The sequence below is a fragment of the Kordia sp. genome (assembly GCF_022447245.1).
Lineage (GTDB): Bacteria > Bacteroidota > Bacteroidia > Flavobacteriales > Flavobacteriaceae > Kordia.
The window spans coordinates 96,605-114,165 of sequence record NZ_JAKVBC010000007.1; the positions used below are offsets into that span (position 1 = coordinate 96,605).

17 protein-coding genes are annotated in these 17,561 nt (G+C 33.4%); 15 read left to right on the forward strand and 2 right to left on the reverse strand.

The features are described 5' to 3' along the window. The first annotated feature begins 90 nt into the window (after nucleotides 1-90). The 3 genes from MK119_RS06765 to MK119_RS06775 are packed head-to-tail and all read left to right on the forward strand — an operon-like array spanning nucleotide 91 to nucleotide 2,237. A complete protein-coding gene (locus MK119_RS06765; protein ID WP_290672113.1) occupies nucleotides 91-696 on the forward strand; it encodes a DUF4254 domain-containing protein in 606 nt (201 codons plus the stop codon). Between the two features lie 28 nt (nucleotides 697-724). Further along, nucleotides 725-1,765, forward strand: coding sequence for a glycosyltransferase family 9 protein (locus tag MK119_RS06770; RefSeq protein WP_290672115.1), 1,041 nt, complete (start codon nucleotides 725-727; stop codon nucleotides 1,763-1,765). 16 nt (nucleotides 1,766-1,781) lie between these two features. Further along, on the forward strand, nucleotides 1,782-2,237 hold the full coding sequence (locus tag MK119_RS06775; RefSeq protein WP_290672117.1) for a DUF2750 domain-containing protein: 456 nt from the start codon (nucleotides 1,782-1,784) through the stop codon (nucleotides 2,235-2,237). Between the two features lie 75 nt (nucleotides 2,238-2,312). Here the strand turns inward: MK119_RS06775 and MK119_RS06780 are convergent, their stop codons facing one another. Continuing rightward, the gene (locus MK119_RS06780) at nucleotides 2,313-3,353 is read right to left on the reverse strand and encodes a ferredoxin--NADP reductase (RefSeq protein WP_290672119.1); all 1,041 of its coding nucleotides are present in this window, start codon (nucleotides 3,351-3,353) and stop codon (nucleotides 2,313-2,315) included. Nucleotides 3,354-3,691: 338 nt separating this feature from the next. Between MK119_RS06780 and MK119_RS06785 the strand changes: the two genes are divergently transcribed. The 4 genes from MK119_RS06785 to MK119_RS06800 all read left to right on the forward strand — a co-directional run bounded on the left by MK119_RS06785 (nucleotide 3,692) and on the right by MK119_RS06800 (nucleotide 10,444). Next, complete coding sequence (locus MK119_RS06785; RefSeq protein WP_290672121.1) at nucleotides 3,692-5,167, forward strand: DUF5687 family protein; 1,476 nt, start codon at nucleotides 3,692-3,694, stop codon at nucleotides 5,165-5,167. Nucleotides 5,168-5,188: 21 nt separating this feature from the next. Continuing rightward, entirely contained in the window at nucleotides 5,189-5,911 is a 723-nt protein-coding gene (locus tag MK119_RS06790) for an ABC transporter ATP-binding protein (protein ID WP_290672123.1), read from the forward strand. Nucleotides 5,912-6,154: 243 nt separating this feature from the next. Further along, nucleotides 6,155-8,755, forward strand: a complete 2,601-nt coding sequence (locus MK119_RS06795; protein ID WP_290672125.1) for a LytTR family transcriptional regulator DNA-binding domain-containing protein — start codon at nucleotides 6,155-6,157, stop codon at nucleotides 8,753-8,755. A gap of 183 nt (nucleotides 8,756-8,938) precedes the next feature. Next, nucleotides 8,939-10,444, forward strand: coding sequence for a T9SS type A sorting domain-containing protein (locus tag MK119_RS06800; RefSeq protein ID WP_290672127.1), 1,506 nt, complete (start codon nucleotides 8,939-8,941; stop codon nucleotides 10,442-10,444). Nucleotides 10,445-10,551: 107 nt separating this feature from the next. Here MK119_RS06800 and MK119_RS06805 read toward each other — a convergent pair whose 3' ends face one another. After that, nucleotides 10,552-11,034, reverse strand: a complete 483-nt coding sequence (locus tag MK119_RS06805; RefSeq protein ID WP_290672129.1) for a hypothetical protein — start codon at nucleotides 11,032-11,034, stop codon at nucleotides 10,552-10,554. A 356-nt stretch (nucleotides 11,035-11,390) separates the two neighbouring features. On the opposite strand from MK119_RS06805, the gene MK119_RS06810 reads away from it, so the two are divergent. From MK119_RS06810 to atpH, 8 genes are all read left to right on the forward strand, one after another. Further along, nucleotides 11,391-13,919: a tetratricopeptide repeat protein gene (locus MK119_RS06810; RefSeq protein ID WP_290672131.1), complete on the forward strand. Its 2,529-nt coding sequence runs from the start codon at nucleotides 11,391-11,393 to the stop codon at nucleotides 13,917-13,919. Nucleotides 13,920-13,966: 47 nt separating this feature from the next. After that, a complete protein-coding gene (locus tag MK119_RS06815) occupies nucleotides 13,967-14,377 on the forward strand; it encodes a polymer-forming cytoskeletal protein (protein WP_290672133.1) in 411 nt (136 codons plus the stop codon). A gap of 7 nt (nucleotides 14,378-14,384) precedes the next feature. Next, nucleotides 14,385-14,570: an AtpZ/AtpI family protein gene (locus MK119_RS06820; RefSeq protein ID WP_290672135.1), complete on the forward strand. Its 186-nt coding sequence runs from the start codon at nucleotides 14,385-14,387 to the stop codon at nucleotides 14,568-14,570. Between the two features lie 4 nt (nucleotides 14,571-14,574). After that, nucleotides 14,575-14,961: a hypothetical protein gene (locus tag MK119_RS06825; RefSeq protein WP_290672137.1), complete on the forward strand. Its 387-nt coding sequence runs from the start codon at nucleotides 14,575-14,577 to the stop codon at nucleotides 14,959-14,961. Nucleotides 14,962-15,098: 137 nt separating this feature from the next. Further along, nucleotides 15,099-16,166: a F0F1 ATP synthase subunit A gene (atpB, locus tag MK119_RS06830; protein ID WP_290672139.1), complete on the forward strand. Its 1,068-nt coding sequence runs from the start codon at nucleotides 15,099-15,101 to the stop codon at nucleotides 16,164-16,166. A 52-nt stretch (nucleotides 16,167-16,218) separates the two neighbouring features. Then, nucleotides 16,219-16,431: an ATP synthase F0 subunit C gene (gene atpE, locus MK119_RS06835; protein WP_290672141.1), complete on the forward strand. Its 213-nt coding sequence runs from the start codon at nucleotides 16,219-16,221 to the stop codon at nucleotides 16,429-16,431. Between the two features lie 87 nt (nucleotides 16,432-16,518). Next, complete coding sequence (locus MK119_RS06840; RefSeq protein ID WP_290672143.1) at nucleotides 16,519-17,013, forward strand: F0F1 ATP synthase subunit B; 495 nt, start codon at nucleotides 16,519-16,521, stop codon at nucleotides 17,011-17,013. Nucleotides 17,014-17,023: 10 nt separating this feature from the next. Then, nucleotides 17,024-17,560: an ATP synthase F1 subunit delta gene (gene atpH, locus MK119_RS06845; RefSeq protein WP_290672145.1), complete on the forward strand. Its 537-nt coding sequence runs from the start codon at nucleotides 17,024-17,026 to the stop codon at nucleotides 17,558-17,560. Nucleotide 17,561 lies beyond the last annotated feature (1 nt).

Here is a 17,561-nt window from a genome sequence, read left to right on the forward strand (position 1 = left end):
ACCTCAAGAAAAGCCGCTGAAAAGCGGCTTTTTTTATTTCCTACATGAAACCCAAATATTAGCGTATATTTGCATCAAAATAATAGAATTATGTTTAGTGATCTAGCAAATAAAATATTTCAAGATAGTATTGAAAAATATCATGTTATTGATGATGTAGACCAGTCATTTGAAAATCCATATCCAAAAGATAAAGTAGAACACTTACTTTATAGAAAAAATTGGATAGATACAGTACAATGGCATTATGAAGACATTATTAGAGATCCAAACATTGATCCTGTAGCAGCGCTAAAATTGAAAAGACTCATTGATGCGTCTAATCAAGATAGAACAGATACCGTAGAATATATTGATAGCTATTTTTTACAAAAATACAGCGATGTTCAGGCTAAAGATTCAGCTACAATCAACTCTGAAAGTCCAGCTTGGGCTATTGATCGTTTGTCTATTTTAGCATTAAAAATATACCACATGCAAGAAGAAGTTGATCGTAAAGATGCTTCTGAAGTACACAAAGCTAAGTGTCAGAATAAATTAAATGTATTGTTAGAACAACGTGTAGACTTATCTTCTGCAATAGATCAATTGATTGCTGATATTGAAAGTGGAGAAAAGTACATGAAAGTTTATAAGCAAATGAAAATGTACAATGACGATGATCTAAATCCAGTATTGTACAACAAAAACAAATAACAGAAGTCTCACATAGGTATACCAAGCTATGGAACAAGCTTCCAAACACATTTTAGTCATACGTCTCTCTGCCATGGGAGACGTTGCTATGACTGTACCAGTTATAAAAGCAATGGTACGTACCTATCCAAATATAAAAATCACGGTAGTCTCTCGTGCTTTTTTTAAACCCATCTTTAAAGACATTGATAATGTATCTTTTTACACAGCAGATGTAAAAGGAAAACACAAAGGTGTTCGCGGATTATATAAGTTATACAAAGAACTCAAAACGCTGAATATTGATCTTGTAGCCGATCTTCACAATGTATTGAGATCAAAAATTCTAGGCGCGTATTTTAAACTTGGAGGTTACAAAATCTGTAAAATAGATAAAGGTAGAGCCGACAAAAAATCTTTGACAAAAACAAAGGATAAAATCTTCCGGCAACTCAAAACGACACATGAGCGTTATGCGGATGTTTTTAGTCAATTAGGATACAAAACAAATCCTTCCAAAGAAGATGTATTATCGCAGCTAAAAATCACCAAAAAGGTTGCTTTATTCATAGGTAAAACAACAAAAAAACTAGTTGGGATAGCACCTTTTGCTGCTTTTGATGGAAAAACATATCCTGCTACGCAAATGGAAGCTGTAATTTCCAAACTAAGTGAAGCAAAAAAGTACAAAGTTGTTTTATTTGGCGGGCCAGCAGATAAAGAACAATTGGTAGCTTGGGAAAATAATTACGACAATGTTGTCAATGGTGCAGGCTTATTTTCTTTTGAAGAAGAATTAAACCTAATTTCTAATCTAGATGTAATGCTTTCTATGGACTCAGGAAATGCGCATTTAGCAGCAATGTTTGGAAAAAAAGTGGTCACAATTTGGGGAGTTACACATCCGTATGCAGGATTTTACCCATTTGGACAACCTCAAGAAAATGCCTTACTAGCAGACAGAGAGCAGTATCCGCTATTGCCAACATCCATCTACGGAAACAAATATCCAGAAGGATATGAAAATGTCATGCAAACCATTACACCAGAAGCAGTTTTTGAGAAAATTGTAGCAGTGATAGAAAAATAATTTATTCAGTAGAAGTATGTTTCAAGATTCAGCATTAATAAAGCAACGACATACGAAATTTATCTCAACAGTCTGTACAACAGAAATTGTGTCTGCGCTCAAAAATAGGAAAGGTTTTGCAACTACAAGTTCCAATCATTATGATGATGTAGATGGAAACCCAGTGGAAATGATCTGTTTTTGGGCTGAAAAAGCGCGTGTAAAATCATGCATAAAAGGAGAATGGAAATCGTATAAAACTCAACAAATTCAATTGACAGATTTTCTTGAAAATTGGTGTTTAGGAATGGAAAATGATGGACTTTTGATAGGAACTGAGTTCGATCAAAATATGTTTGGATATGAAGCAGAACCTACAGAGCTTATATTCGAAATCATCCAAGGGCTAAAAAAATTAGAAAAAGAACTATCTCTCAAAAAGTTCAAAGGAATCTTCGATTTAGAGCAACAAGTAAAGGATATTTTATCTTGAAAAGTGTAGGTGTTGCGATAAAGTAATCTCATATTTTAACTAAGACCTTGTGCCTAAGACTGAACACCTATCATATCAAATATCATCATAATCAATCTTAATCGTAGCTGTTGTTGGATGTGCCTGACATGTTAAAATCATACCATCTTCAATTTCGCTATCGGTTAAAATCTGATTTTTCTCCATTACAGCTTTTCCATCTACAATTCTAGCAATACAACTGCTGCAAATTCCACCTTGACAAGAATATGGAGCATCAATCTTTTGCTTTAAAGCGGCATCTAAAATAGTTTCGCTAGCGTCCATTTCAAAGGTAAAATCTTCATCATCAACCGTAATAGAAATCGTTGACTTTCCAGAAACTTCTTCAGCTGCTGCATTAGTTTCAGAAGAAGAAGTAAACAATTCAAAATAAATAGCTTCTTTTGAAATATCATTATTTTGTAGTGTTTCAGAAACAGTCTGAATCATGGCTTCTGGTCCGCAAATATAATAATGCTTAAAATCTGCATCTTTCATCTGATTCTTTATCACATAATTCACAGCAGTACTGTCAATACGTCCTGCTAATGCATCTTCTGCACGTGCTTGACTATAGGCAAACTTCAAATAAAAGTTTGGATACTGATTTGCTAATGCGATCAATTCGTCATGAAAAATAGTTTCTTCTGGAGATTTATTTCCATACAACAAAGCCACCGTATTTCCGTAGTCCAAAGCTGTTTTCAAAATACTCATCATTGGAGTAATTCCACTTCCAGCAGCAAAAAGCGCAATAGCTCCAGTGTGCGTAGAAGGTGTATACACAAAATTCCCTTCTGGAGAATGTATATCTAATACAGTTCCTTCGGTCAAAGTTCTATTCGCATAGGTTGAAAATTTTCCTCCTGCTACTTCTTTTATAGCTACGCGAAGTTTATTCTCCTTTGGTGCGGCACATAACGAATACGCTCTGCGAACTTCTTCACCATTAATAGTGGTTTTTAAGGTAACATATTGTCCTGCTTTAAAAGAATAAGAAGGTTGCAATGCTTCTGGAACATGAAACTCAACACTCACAGCGCTTGGAGTTTCTCTAACAATATGACGTACTTCTAACTGACGAAAATCTGACATTTTGGGATTTTTTAAATAAAAATGATCGCTTTGCGCGAATTATTGTGCAAAAATAAACAATACCCAAAGGCTTTTAAAGCGATTTACTAATAAATTACAACTAAAAAAAATGAGTGCCACCGAAATACAGACTATATTAAAGTGCAAAAAGAAGTTAAAAATTATAGATAGGTAAATAGAAAGCAAGTATGAAAAATATTCATGAGTTCCAGATAAAACCTAACTTAAAGATTGCTAAGTAAGCATATTTATAAAAGGGAAATCCATAAAAAAGAACTTATCTATGTAACAAATTTAAAAAACCGATACTAACCATGACAACTAATTAACTCACTACAATGATTAAAAAATTCATAAGCTTACAATGGAAAGAATTTATTCGTTCTTCCTCTTTCCAAAAAGGAGTCGCCATTAAAGTATTGCTGTTCATAGCTGCCGCCTATATTGGAGGTATGGCAATATTTGCAGGTATGGGATTATTCTTTGGAATCCAAAAACTGATCCCCGGAATCGACCCAATGCACGTAGTAAATAGTTTTATCATTTTTTGGTTTTTTGCCGATTTAATGCTGCGCTATTTCATGCAACAAATGCCAGTAATGAATATTAAGCCACTCATGATCATTCCTATCAAACAGAAAACAATCATTCACTTTTTGTTAGGAAAAACGGTGCTTTCATTCTTCAACCTATTGCCTTTATTGGTATTCATACCATACTGTGTAACACTATTGACACAAGGATATCCACCGTTAAATGTAATATTTTGGTTGCTTTCTATTGTCGTTATCACATTAGCACTGAACTTCTTAAATATTTTAGTAAACAAAAGCAATACGGTATTTTATATTGTAGCAACGGCACTTGTTACCTCAGCAAGTATGCAATATTTTGGTGTCTACAATGTGTCAATACCTTCGGGAATTGTGTTTGGCGAATTGTATGCAAATCCATACTATATTGCAATACCAATAGTCATACTAGCAATTTTATACTACTTAAACTTTAAGTATCTAAATAGTCGTTTCTACTTAGACAGTGCTATTTCTAAAAAAGTAAAAGAAGTCAACACATCAGATCTTTCTTGGTTAAACCGTTTTGGATCACTCGCTACATTCTTAAAAAACGATGTGCGTATGATTTGGCGAAACAAACGACCACGACAAGTACTATTCATGTCAGGATTATTCTTGTTTTACGGAGTACTATTCTTTACGCAAAAAACCTATGAAGATATGCCAGGATTCTTAGCTTTTGCGTCTATCTTCATTACAGCGGGATTCCTGTTCTCTTTCGGGCAATTGGTACCGTCTTGGGATAGCGAACATTACAAAATGATGATGAGTCAAAACATTCCATACCGTAAATACTTAGAATCTAAATGGTACTTAATGGTGATTGCTGTAGTGATTTCTTTTGTCTTAAGTACACCTTACATATACTTTGGTTGGGATAAATATGCTATGATTGCGGCAGGAGCATCGTTCAATATCGGAATCAACTCGTTTGTAACGCTATTCGGAGGAGCTTTAAATAGAGTTCCTATAAAACTCAACGAAAAAGCAAAAGCATTTAGTAACACGCAAGGATTCAATCCTACGCAATTGTTGATTGCATTGCCAAAATTACTATTACCAGTACTACTTTTTTATGTGCCTTACTATTTTACAGATTACAATTTAAATGCAGGAATCATCACACTAGCACTAAGTGGTGTAGTTGGATTGGTATTTAGAAACTATTTCTTGACGCAAATAGAAAAAGTATATCAAAAAGGGAAATATAAAACCGTGGCAGCATTCGACGAAAAATAATAACACACAAAAAGCATTAAAATGATCAAAGTACGAGATATATCAAAAACATACGGACAAAATACAGTTCTTAAAATAGGTAGTTTAGACATTCCAAAAGGACAAAGTTTTGGTTTGGTAGGGAATAATGGAGCAGGAAAAACAACACTTTTTAGTTTGTTGTTAGACCTAATTCAACCAACAACCGGATACATTAGTAGTAAAGGAATCAAAGTTCATGAAAGTGAAGATTGGAAACCATTTACATCTTCATTTATTGACGAAAGTTTCTTAATTGGGTACCTAACTCCAGAAGAATATTTTTACTTCATTGGAGATTTGCGTGGACAAAACAAAGCAGATGTAGACGCTTTACTAGCCCAGTTTGAAGATTTCTTTCACGGAGAAGTTCTCAACCAGAAAAAATACTTGCGTGACCTTAGTAAAGGAAACCAGAAAAAAGCAGGAATTGTAGCCTCCTTTATTGGAAATCCTGAAATCATCATCTTAGATGAACCTTTTGCAAACTTAGATCCAACTACGCAAATCCGACTCAAAGGAATCATCAAAAAGCTCTCGGAAGACAATCAAGTAACTGTACTAGTATCGAGCCACGATTTAATGCATGTTACCGAAGTTTCTGATCGAATTGTAGTGCTCAACAAAGGTGAAGTTGTCAAAGATATTGAAACCTCTGAAGCTACCTTAAAAGAATTAGAAACCTTCTTTGCGGGATCAGATATAACAACATTTGAAGAAGAATAGCTTAAGCATTCTTTTAACAAGAAAACTAAAACCCATATTTTTGAGGAAATTCAAAATCTGGGTTTTAGTCTTTTTAATATGTTGTGATCTTTTATAAAAGATCAGCATGAATTCTTAATTTTTAGTGGCCTTACTAATAAATTAGTTGTCATGCAAAGTGCTTAAACAATAACTAAATTCTCATAATAGCGAGTATTATTTTGTTATTGCTTTAATCATAAAAACTATAAAATTTACGATTAAATGAACGTAACAAAATTGTATTGGATACTAATTTTATTTAGTAATATAGCATTGGCTCAAGACTACATTTATAAAAAGTTTGGTTGTATTGATGGTTTGCCAAGTTTGCAAGTATACGATTTGTATCAGGATGATAACGGAATCATTTGGTTTGCTACCGATAGAGGTTTAGCGAACTATAATGGATATGAAATCAAAAAATATGGTGTAGAAGATGGTATTTTAAACAATGTAATTTTAGATTTTTATGTTCAAAAAGATGGAACAGTATATGGGGCAACCATAGACAATGAGTTATTTTCTTTTAGGAATGATACAAGTGGATTTAAGCCTTATCCATACAATGCGGTAATTCAAAAAGAACTGAATTCGGATAAGTATCATATTAAAAGCCTTCAGTTTGATGAAGATGGGAATTTGTATTTAGGAAGTGAGGCAATACTAGGAAAACTCATCATCTCAAAAAATGGAAATGTGATAAAAAAACCTTACCTAAAAAAAGATGCTTCAGTCCATTTTACAATTGAGCAATTTGCTCATGATGCTATAGGGTTTCATTATGATACGATTAATAATACACGAAAAAATAACACGCTGACTTATAAAACCTCTGGTGCTATTTTTAATCTTGCAACTCCACTAAAAGATAAAAAACACATCGTATTTACAAATGAAAACAGTGTTTTTGTGGTTGATAAGCAAGGAAATATACTGACCAAAATAGAAAATGAATACAATCCGATTGGTATAAGAGCATTAAAAGGAGATCATTTTTTTGTTGGTTATCATTTTGGAGGTGGAATTATATATGATAGTAAAGGAGAAATAAAAAAGCAATTCTTACAAGGGAAGTCAATAAGTGATTGTTTGATAGATAATGAAGGAGGATATTGGTTTTCTACACTATATTCAGGAGTGTATTATATAAAAGAACCTCAAATAAAACAAATAAATGCTTTAGTCGATACGTCTATTACCTCTATCACAAAATCAAATACTGATGAGCTCTATATTGGATGTGATAATGGAGATGTGTTAAAAATTAACCCTGATAACAAAACATCTTTTGAATATAATGCTTCTCTCGAATATAAGTCGCCTAGACATATTCAAGCATTTGTAGAATATGATACTAAAGACAGTATTTTATATGTAAATGCGGGAGAAACATTTTATAAGAAAGATACTAGAGGAAAAAAAATCTTTTCTTCTAGTTCTGGCCATATATTAAAACTATCGGAACCTATTGCTCAGAAAATCTTAAAAGCGACTAACGTTTCCGTTGTTGAAGTTGATACAAAGAACAACAGTACTTATGAAATAAATACATTTTTTAGGGTTGAGGATGCTTGTTTAACAGAAACTACCATGTATGTAGGAGGTCATACAGGAGCATATATCATAAAAGGCAAAAAAAAATCATCAATGGTATCATTAAATTCGGTGTTTAAAAACAGAATTGATGACATTGATGTAAATCTAAAACGAAATGAAGTTTATTTCGGAACTTTGGGAGCTGGTGTAATCATCTATAATGAAAAAACAAAACAAGTAGAAACAATTGGCAAGGCAGAAGGCTTGTTTAGTAATATCATTAATGAATTGTATGTGGAAAATGAAAGTGAACTTTGGGTATGTACAAATTCTGGCTTGAATAAAATTAAATTTACAGAAGACGGAACTTACGAAATTACAGGAATAAAAAGCTCAAAAGGACTCTTAAATGGTGGTATTAGTGATGTAGAAGTGATAAATGATACAGTCTGGGTTGCTTCAAAAAATGGACTGGTCTACATGCCTAAATCTCTTTTTAGTCAGCCCAAAAAGTTGAATTCATATTTCTTAAGAATCAAACATATCAGCATAAATGATAGTATAGCTTCTTTAGAACAATTAACAAATCTTTCCCATACGGAAAATAGGCTGACATTTGAGGTGGAAGGCGTATCGTTTAAACATGCAAATGAACTTATGTATGTACACACTTTAGATGGATTAGACGGTAAATGGTATTACGGAACTAATAGAACTATAACGTATTCCTCTTTGCCACCAGGAAAATATACTTTTAAATTAATCGCTTTAACTTCCGAAAAAGATAAAAAGCTTGATATCATAGAAGTTCCTGTATTTATTTATGCACCTATATGGCAAAGAATATGGTTTATGTTTTTATCAGTACTCTCTTTCATTATCTTAATTTATCTGTTTTTTAAATACAGAATTCTATCCTACAACAGATATATCATTAGCGAATTATTACGATTGATGGTAAAAAAGATAAGAGGCAAGGAAAAATACTTCACCTTTAAAGAAACTGGAAAAGAAATTCGCATCAAAACAAATACCATTCTATTTGTAAAATCTTCAGGGAATTATATAGAACTTGTTACGGATACAAAAAACTACATCATTCGCACGCAAATAGGATTATTTATAGAAAGTACTCCAGATCCGTTAGAATATATTAGAATTCATCGTTCATATGTTGTTCGTATAGATAAAGTAACTGCAAAAAACAATAAAGAGGTTTTTATCAATAATGAAAAACTTCCTGTGAGTGGATCTTACGTTGAGGAGTTAAATAAATTGATTTTTTAGCAAAAAAACCATCACAAAAAACCATGAATTCACACCAGGGTATTTTTAAACGGTCACTTTTTTATGTCAAATCAAAACTAAACGACTGAATATTAGTAGTTTGGTTTGGCTTCTGTATACATTTGAAATGTCAAAATTAAAATTTCAAATAATCATCATCAGAAAAAATTATTGAATAATACTATGAGTAAAAGAATACTGCATTTCATGCTAATATTGCCTGTATTGGGCATGGCGCAATGGTCGCAATTAGGAAGTGATATAGATGGCGAAAATGCCGGAGATAAATTTGGAGCATCAGTTAGCTTAAATGCTGACGGAACAATTATGGCTGTAGGTGCCTCTAGTAATAGTGATACAGCAAATGGATCAGGAGAAGTTAAAGTTTTTCAATATAACGGAGCTGGTTGGAGTCAATTAGGAAATGATATTAATGGTGAAATCGCAGGTGATCAAGCAGGTTTTTCTATTGATTTGAATGGAGACGGATCTATGTTAGTAGTTGGTTACCCTACTAATGATGATAACGGAAATAATGCTGGATTAGTCCGTGTATTCAAATTTGATAACGGAAACTGGACACTTATGAATACTATATTTGGAGATTCACAAAGCGACTTATTCGGATATGATGTTGCTATTAGTCACAATGGTAATATTTTAGTTGTTGGTGCTCCAAAAGCAGGAGCTTTAGGAATTAGTGAAGGAGAAGGTCGTATAAAAATTTATGAAAATATAAACGATTCTTGGGTATTAAGAAGAGAAATAGACGGTGTTGAAGAACAAGAATATTTTGGAAGTGCCTTAAGTATTAATTATGATGGCTCAATTATAGCAGCTGGTGCATTGCAATGGCCTAGCTTGGTCACAAGTAGAGGAACTGTAAGAACATACCGAAGACTTCACAGTACCAGCACTTTTTGGCAGACATTACCAACGATCGAAGGAGATAACTCTGGGGATGAATTCGGTTGTTCCCTTAGTTTAAACTACGATGGTACAATGTTGGCGATTGGAGCAAAAGGATATGAGAGCAACGGTAGTGGAGTAGGGCAAGTCAAAATTTATAATCGTCCTACAAGTTCAAGTCCGACAGGTTGGGCACAAATAGGAGACGATATTTTTGGAAGTGCTTCTGGTGATAACTTAGGAAGTGCTGTCAGCCTGAATGGAGATGGTACTATTTTGGCTGTTGGAGCCAGTGGTGCTAATTCAATCAGAGGAAAAACACAAATGTTTGAGAATATTAATAATACTTGGACACAAATAGGTTCGGATATTATTGGAGAAAACATTCAAGATTTTTCTACACTTCGAGGTGCTGTCGACCTAAGTAACAATGGTTTTTTACTAGCTGTTGGTGCTCCAAATAATGATGGAAATGGTAATAATTCAGGACACGTAAGAGTTTACGAAAATCCTACACTAAGCAATGATGAAATATTTTTAAACAATCAAATCTCCATATTTCCAAATCCCGCAAGAGATTATATAAATATTGAACTTGGTATTTTTTATCCTGTGATGGAGGTGAAAATACATACACTTTCAGGAATACAAGTTTTTCATTCTGTATACAAAGAGGCTGATTTTATGTCTATAAGCACAAAAATGTTACATAGTGGATTGTATTTATTGCATTTAGAAACGAAAGGCAAAAAGATAGTGAAGAAAATAGCGATCAAATAGGAAAATAAATCTATTTGTTTAAATGTAAAAGCTTCTTTTTTAGCTACTTTAAAAAAGAAGCTTTTACATTTACATGTTTTATGAAAACCTGTTTAAAATACAAGTTTTTAAAAAGGGATAGGTAAAGGAATTTCAATTGGCCCAATAGCACAAATAATACTATAACCAAGAACCCAACCAAGCTCACCATCACATTCTAAAATATAGGCTACAGCACAAATGGTGCAAAGTGGGTTATACGGATTCACTCCACAAGTAATTATACGAACACCTTTTAAGTCACAATCTTCATAATCCTCTGGAACACCACTTGTAATTGTGCAATCTTCGTCAATAATAGCTAAACCATCAACAAAAGTAACACATCCATAGCGAACAGGATCTCCTTTTGCAATCGTATTCACTTGCATTTGAACATACCTTTCAGGGTTGCCTTTAAATTTTGTGGGAATTGGGTTAAAAACTCCAACTGTAGCTGAGCGTTTAAGTTCAATAGATTCATTCTCAAATGCTTCTGCATCGACAGTATCTGTCTGACAGGCCAAAACTACAAATAGTAATAGCGCAAAAATGTAACTAAGTTTTTTCATGATTTTCTGGTTTTTTTTAGTTGATGTTCTAAGTTAAAAAACCACAAAATCAATTAGTTACGGTAATGGCATACATTTTAAAAGTGAAAATCTAGCGTAGCGGTATAGTTTTCCCTTAAAGGAGATGTTAGAATAATATAATTTTGATTTTAAAAACAAACCCTACTATTTTTCCTTTAAAGATTCTCATATATAGATATTCTTAGTCGTTTGTAGTAATATCTATGTGTCAAAAAGCCCAAAAAACACGAGTTTATGACAGATTTTACCAAATTTTTCAAAAAGAAATGTATTTTTACCTTTCCGTATACTAAATGCATCAAATTTTAGTTTTAGAAATACTAAATAGATCCACCTTGAAAAAAACAATATATACATCGGTAATAGTAACAGTATTAGGGATTTTACTCTTTAGCTGTTCTACCAAAAAAGATACATTCATTAACAGAAATTTCCATTCTGTCACTACAAAATACAATGTATTATTCAACGGAAAAGTTGCCTTTGAAGAAGGAAGAGAAGCTTTAATGAATGCTTATATTGACAACTATTGGGAAATTCTTCCTCTAGAACGTATGGAAATATTAGACGATTTAACGCTTCCAGGTCAAGGCGGAAAAAATCCAAACTTCAAAAAAGCAGAAGAAAAAGCTGTAAAAGCAATTCAGAAGCATTCCATGGATATCAGTGGTCGTCAGCGAAATCCGCAAATGGACGAAGCATACTTACTTCTAGGAAAAGCTCGTTATTTTGATCAGCGATTTATTCCTGCTTTAGAAGCATTTAATTATACAATTGGAGAATATCCCGATAGTGATAAAATCAACCAAACAAAAATTTGGCGTGAAAAAACACATCTTCGTTTAGAAAATGAAGAATTTGCGATTGCTAATTTGAAAAGACTTATAAAGTTTGAAAAATTAGAAGATCAAGAATATGCAGATGCTAATGCAGTATTAGGACAGGCATATATCAATCTTAAACATAAAGACAGTGCTGTACAAGTTTTAAAACGTGCAGCTTCTTCTACTAAAATTCGTGAAGAACAAGGTCGTTACAATTACATTATTGGACAATTATTTAACGAATTAGGTCACAAAGACAGCGCTAATATTGCTTTTGATAAAGTAATTGCGTTGAATAGAAAATCGCCTCGTGTGTACATGATCAATGCTAAAATTCAACAAATAAGGAACACAGATTTAGATACAATCAACAAAGAAGAATTTTTGGAAATGTTGACTGATTTAGCTGAAGATCGTGAAAACAGACCATTTTTAGATAAAATTTACCGACAATTAGCTGAATATCATTTAGCGGAAGACTCTTTAGAATTGGCGGAAGAGTATTTCAACAAATCTATCCGTAAAGTAAGAACAGACAGGTTTTTAAAAGCATTAGATTATGAAAATATTGCAGCCTTACGTTTCGATGATGCCAACTTCAAAGATGCAGGGAAATACTACGATAGTACTTTGTTGAATCTAGAAAAAAACACACGCAAATTCAGAAGAATTGAAAAGAAAAGAGCCAATTTAGAGGATGTAATTGCCTATGAAGATGTTGCCAAAGTAAATGACAGTATTTTACAATTGGTAAATTTCTCAGAAGAAGAGCGTACGGCGTATTTTCAAGATTATATTGACAAATTAAAAAAGGCGGAAGAAGAAAAGAAAAAATTAGAAGAGCAAAAACAGAGCTTTGCTGATAACGAATTTGCTTCAAGCAGAAATAATAAAGGTCCAAGAGGCGGCAATGATGAATTCTACTTTTACAATCAAACAACGGTTGCCTATGGTAAAAACGAATTCCGTAAACGTTGGGGCAATCGTGCTTTAGAAGACAATTGGCGTTTGTTTGAAAAAAATGTGGTTGTAAAAACAAGCGCAGAAGCTGGTGTAGCTGAAGGAACAGGTGATAAAGGAAAAGAAGATGCGTATTCAGTAGCTTTTTACACAGCTAAAATTCCAACAGACGAAAAAGTAATTGACAGTATTGGGAAAGAACGCAACTTTGCGTATTACCAATTGGGATTAATCTACAAGGAAAAATTCAAAGAATACGAATTGGCTGCTAGTCGATTGGAGCAATTATTACAGAACAATCCAGAAGAAAAATTAATTCTTCCATCAAAGTACAATCTGCACAAAATTTATGCATTACTAGAGCAACCAAGTAAAGCCGAACAATGGAAAAATGATATTTTAAACAATCACGGCGACAGTCGTTATGCGCAAATATTACGCAATCCGCAAGATGTCATTGCTTCCGACGAAAATAGCCCTGAAAGTTTATATGCTAAAACCTATAAAAGGTTTGCAACACAGGACTTTGAAGCAGCTTTAAATGACACTGAAAAATACATTCGACAATTTACTGGAGAAGAAATCGTGCCTAAATTTGAAATGCTCAAAGCCATCATCATTGGTCGATTAGACGGTTTCAATGCGTACAAAGATGCACTCAATTACGTTGCGCTTAACTACCCCAATGATGATGAAGGAAAACGAGCTCAGCAAATCATCAATACTTCTTTGCCAAAAATAGCCAACAAAGCGGTGATGAAAGATGATGAGTCTACGAGTTTCAAAATTATTTATGCATTTCAGAAAAATGAAACCGAAGCAATGGATGAACTCGAAAAAACCATCAATAAAATGATGGAAGACAAAGGGTATAATTCGCTTTCTATTTCTAGAGATGTATATGACAGAAGTCAAAAATTTGTAGTAATTCATGGTTTCAAAACGAAGTTAGCCGCAGTAACTGTAGAAGATTTATTGGAAACAGGACTGCCATACAAAGTTGAAAAGCCAAACATTATCATGTCTGCTAAAAATTATCAAACAGTACAAATTCACAAAAACATAGACCAAATCAAATAGCCCAAACAATATAAAATAACATATAATCCCTCAAATTAACCAAAGCCATGTTTTCAGAATCAAAAAAAGGCCGCAACGGCGAAACCACACGCGGACAGTCAAATCGAATAGGAAAATCAACAAGCATCAAAGGTGAAGTCGTCTCAAAATCTGATTTTAGAATTGATGGAAAATTAGATGGTAGTGTAGAAACTACAGGGAAAATTGTAATTGGTCAAAGCGGTATAATTACAGGGAAAGTAACTTGTGCCAATGCAGACATTCAAGGAAAATTTAAAGGAGATTTAGTAGTTACAAATCTACTTACCTTAAAAAGCTCTGCTATTATTGAAGGTGACGTAACGGTGAGCAAGCTATCAATTGAGCCAGGCGCAACGTTTAATGCTACCTGTACAATGAAAACAGGAATCAAAGAACTCAAAGCAAGTGACGAAAAAAAAGCCGACAAAACCGCTTAAAAGCTATGTGAGGTTCACAGGAATAGCATTTCAAATGGCCGTTGTCATTGGTCTCGGTGTGTATTTAGGAATGTGGCTTGATGAAAAATATCCTAACAAACACAAACTTTTTACCGTTGTATGTTCGCTAGTATTCGTAAGTTTGTCTATATGGCAAGTCATACGACAGCTCAAAAAATTCAATAAAGATTAAAAGGGTGAAACAAAACGTACTCAAATTCCTTACGCACTTTTCCATTTTTGCGATATTGCTTTTCGCGATTCATCAATTGTTAAACACATTTGCATTTGTAGATACAAAATTTTACTACAATCCGTGGAGCATTCATCTTTTTCTATTCCTCATAACCTTAGTACTATACATAGGAGTAGCGTATATAAAAACCATTTTCAAAGACAAAGCCGCCTTGGTATTTTTGGGAGGAAGTTTTTTAAAAATGCTTGCAGGAATTTTATTTTTATTGCCATATTTTAACAACAAAGACTACTTTAATATTGAAAATGTACTTGCATTTTTCATTCCATATTTCTGCTATCTTGCCTTTGAAGCATACTATGTTTTAAAGCTAATCAACGAAAAATAAAGGGCTTCCAAAGACTGCTCAAAAAAAACTTTTCAGGGAATCAAAAAAAAAATAGTTATTAACGTTGTATTGTTAATTAAAAACTTACCTTTGCACCGAAATTTAGGAACCATATATTTATATATAATACAATAAATATGATAGCTAAAAAATCTATCAAGAATCTAATTCTAGCAGTGCTTTTTGCATTACCTCTATTCGCAACAGCAGGTGGAAACACAAAAGAGGGAGAAGAAAAAGAATTTAATGTAGTAGAAATGATCATGCATCATATTGCTGATTCACACGAATGGCATTTATGGGGAGAAGGTGAAAACTCAGTTTCCATTCCACTACCAGTAATATTATATACAGACAATGGTCTTGTAACTTTTATGTCAAGTGAATTCCATCATGATGATACAGGTCATCACATCGTGACTAAAAATGGAATGAACTTCGTTAGAAATCACGGAAAAATTTACCAATTAAATCCAGGTGAAACTTCTGTGAAAACAGATGCAGAACATCACATCACAAATGGTGTTAAGCCACTAGACTTTTCTATCACTAAGAATGTAGCTTCTATGTTCTTGTCTATCATCATCATTTTATTAGTATTCACAAGAATTGCGAGATCATACAAAAAATCAAAAGTTCCAACAGGATTTACTGGACTAATGGAGCCATTAATTCTTTTTGTAAGAGACGATATCGCAAAGTCACTAATCAACGAGAAAAAGTACATGAAATATGTACCATACTTACTAACGTTGTTCTTCTTTATTTGGATAAACAACTTATTAGGATTAGTGCCAACTGGAGCAAACCTTACTGGAAACATCGCAACAACAATGGTGTTAGCAGTATTAACATTATTAATTGTTAACTTTAGTGGTAACGCACATTACTGGAAGCACATCTTTTGGATGCCAGGAGTACCAACACCAATGAAGTTAATTTTAGCACCAATTGAATTTGTTGGAATCTTTACAAAGCCGTTCGCATTAATGATTCGTTTATTTGCAAACATTACTGCAGGACACATTATCATCTTAAGTTTAGTATCATTAATATTCATTTTCCAATGGGCAGGAACACCATCTATGCTATTGGCAATCTTTATTATGATATTAGAATTTGTAGTAGCCTTTGTACAAGCATACATATTTACGTTCCTAACAGCATTATTCATCGGAATGGCTGTTGAAGAAGCACATCACTAGAAAGAATAAAAGAAACAAAAACATAAAGAATTAATTTTTAAATTTTATTATTATGATTGGTAGTATCGCAGCATTAGGAGCTGGACTTGCAGTATTAGGAGTAGGTCTTGGTATCGGAAAAGTTGGTGGACAAGCAATGGAAGCTATGGCTAGACAACCAGAAGCAGCAGGTAGAATACAAACAGCAATGATTATTGCTGCAGTATTTATCGAAGGTGCGGGAATGTTTGGTATCGTAGTATCATTATTAGGTCTAGGAAACTAATTAAAACACATAACTCTTGTAGTACGGTTGGTACTACGAGAGTTATTACCATTAAAATTTAAAAAAAAGATAAATTAACACAGTACTATGGATTTAATTACACCTGCAATTGGATTGGTATTTTGGGTAGCAGTTGCCTTTATAGCATTAGTCATAATTCTAAGAACTGCAGCATGGAAACCAATTTTAGGAGCTGTAAAAGATAGAGAAGACTCTATCAAAAACGCTTTAGAAGCAGCAGAGAATGCAAGAAAAGAAATGCAAAACTTGCACGCTGATAACGAAAAGTTATTAAAAGAAGCTCGTGCTGAAAGAGAAGCTATGTTGAAAGAAGCACGTGAGATCAAAGAAAAAATGATCGCTGATGCAAAAGGAGAAGCACAAGAGCAAGCAAACAAAATGATTGCTCAGGCGCAAGAAAGCATTAGAAGTGAAAAACAATCTGCTTTAGCTGAATTGAAAAATCAAGTAGCGAACATTTCTGTAGAAATTGCAGAGAAAGTAGTACGTGAAGAATTAGCAGACAAAGACAAGCAATTATCATTAGTTGATAAAATGCTTGGTGACGTTACATTAAACTAATCAAAACACAATGGCAGGATCTAGAGCAGCAATACGTTATGCAAAAGCTATCTTAGCGTTAGCACAAGAGCAAAATGCAGGAGAAGCTGTAGCGAAAGACATGAATGGCATCGTAAAAACTGTAGCAAACAGTAAAGACTTACGATTAATGCTAAACAGTCCTATTGTAAAGTCTGAAACGAAAAAAGCAGCTTTGCAAGAAATCTTTACAGGAATGCATTCAGTATCTGAAGGAGTAATAGATATGTTAGTGTCTAACAAGCGAATTGACTTATTAGATAACATAGCTGTTCAATATTGTAACTTATTTGATCAGTTACAAGGAAAACAAGTTGCCGTAGTAACGACAGCTATTCCTTTAACAGATGACTTAAGAAGCAAAGTACTAGCTAAGGTGAAAGATCTTACGAATAACGAAGTAACAATAGAAAACAAAATCGACGAAAGTATTATCGGTGGATTCATTCTACGTGTAGGTGACTTGCAATACAACGCAAGCATCGCAAACCAATTGAATACATTAAAACGAACTTTCTCTCAAAATTAAA

Coding starts and splice junctions, on each gene's coding strand:
- MK119_RS06765 (WP_290672113.1), top strand. CDS start 91: ATGTTTAGTGATCTAGCAAATAAAATATTTCAAGATAGTATTGAAAAA.
- MK119_RS06770 (WP_290672115.1), top strand. CDS start 725: ATGGAACAAGCTTCCAAACACATTTTAGTCATACGTCTCTCTGCCATG.
- MK119_RS06775 (WP_290672117.1), top strand. CDS start 1,782: ATGTTTCAAGATTCAGCATTAATAAAGCAACGACATACGAAATTTATC.
- MK119_RS06780 (WP_290672119.1), bottom strand. CDS start 3,353: ATGTCAGATTTTCGTCAGTTAGAAGTACGTCATATTGTTAGAGAAACT.
- MK119_RS06785 (WP_290672121.1), top strand. CDS start 3,692: ATGATTAAAAAATTCATAAGCTTACAATGGAAAGAATTTATTCGTTCT.
- MK119_RS06790 (WP_290672123.1), top strand. CDS start 5,189: ATGATCAAAGTACGAGATATATCAAAAACATACGGACAAAATACAGTT.
- MK119_RS06795 (WP_290672125.1), top strand. CDS start 6,155: ATGAACGTAACAAAATTGTATTGGATACTAATTTTATTTAGTAATATA.
- MK119_RS06800 (WP_290672127.1), top strand. CDS start 8,939: ATGAGTAAAAGAATACTGCATTTCATGCTAATATTGCCTGTATTGGGC.
- MK119_RS06805 (WP_290672129.1), bottom strand. CDS start 11,034: ATGAAAAAACTTAGTTACATTTTTGCGCTATTACTATTTGTAGTTTTG.
- MK119_RS06815 (WP_290672133.1), top strand. CDS start 13,967: ATGTTTTCAGAATCAAAAAAAGGCCGCAACGGCGAAACCACACGCGGA.
- atpB (WP_290672139.1), top strand. CDS start 15,099: ATGATAGCTAAAAAATCTATCAAGAATCTAATTCTAGCAGTGCTTTTT.
- atpE (WP_290672141.1), top strand. CDS start 16,219: ATGATTGGTAGTATCGCAGCATTAGGAGCTGGACTTGCAGTATTAGGA.
- MK119_RS06840 (WP_290672143.1), top strand. CDS start 16,519: ATGGATTTAATTACACCTGCAATTGGATTGGTATTTTGGGTAGCAGTT.
- atpH (WP_290672145.1), top strand. CDS start 17,024: ATGGCAGGATCTAGAGCAGCAATACGTTATGCAAAAGCTATCTTAGCG.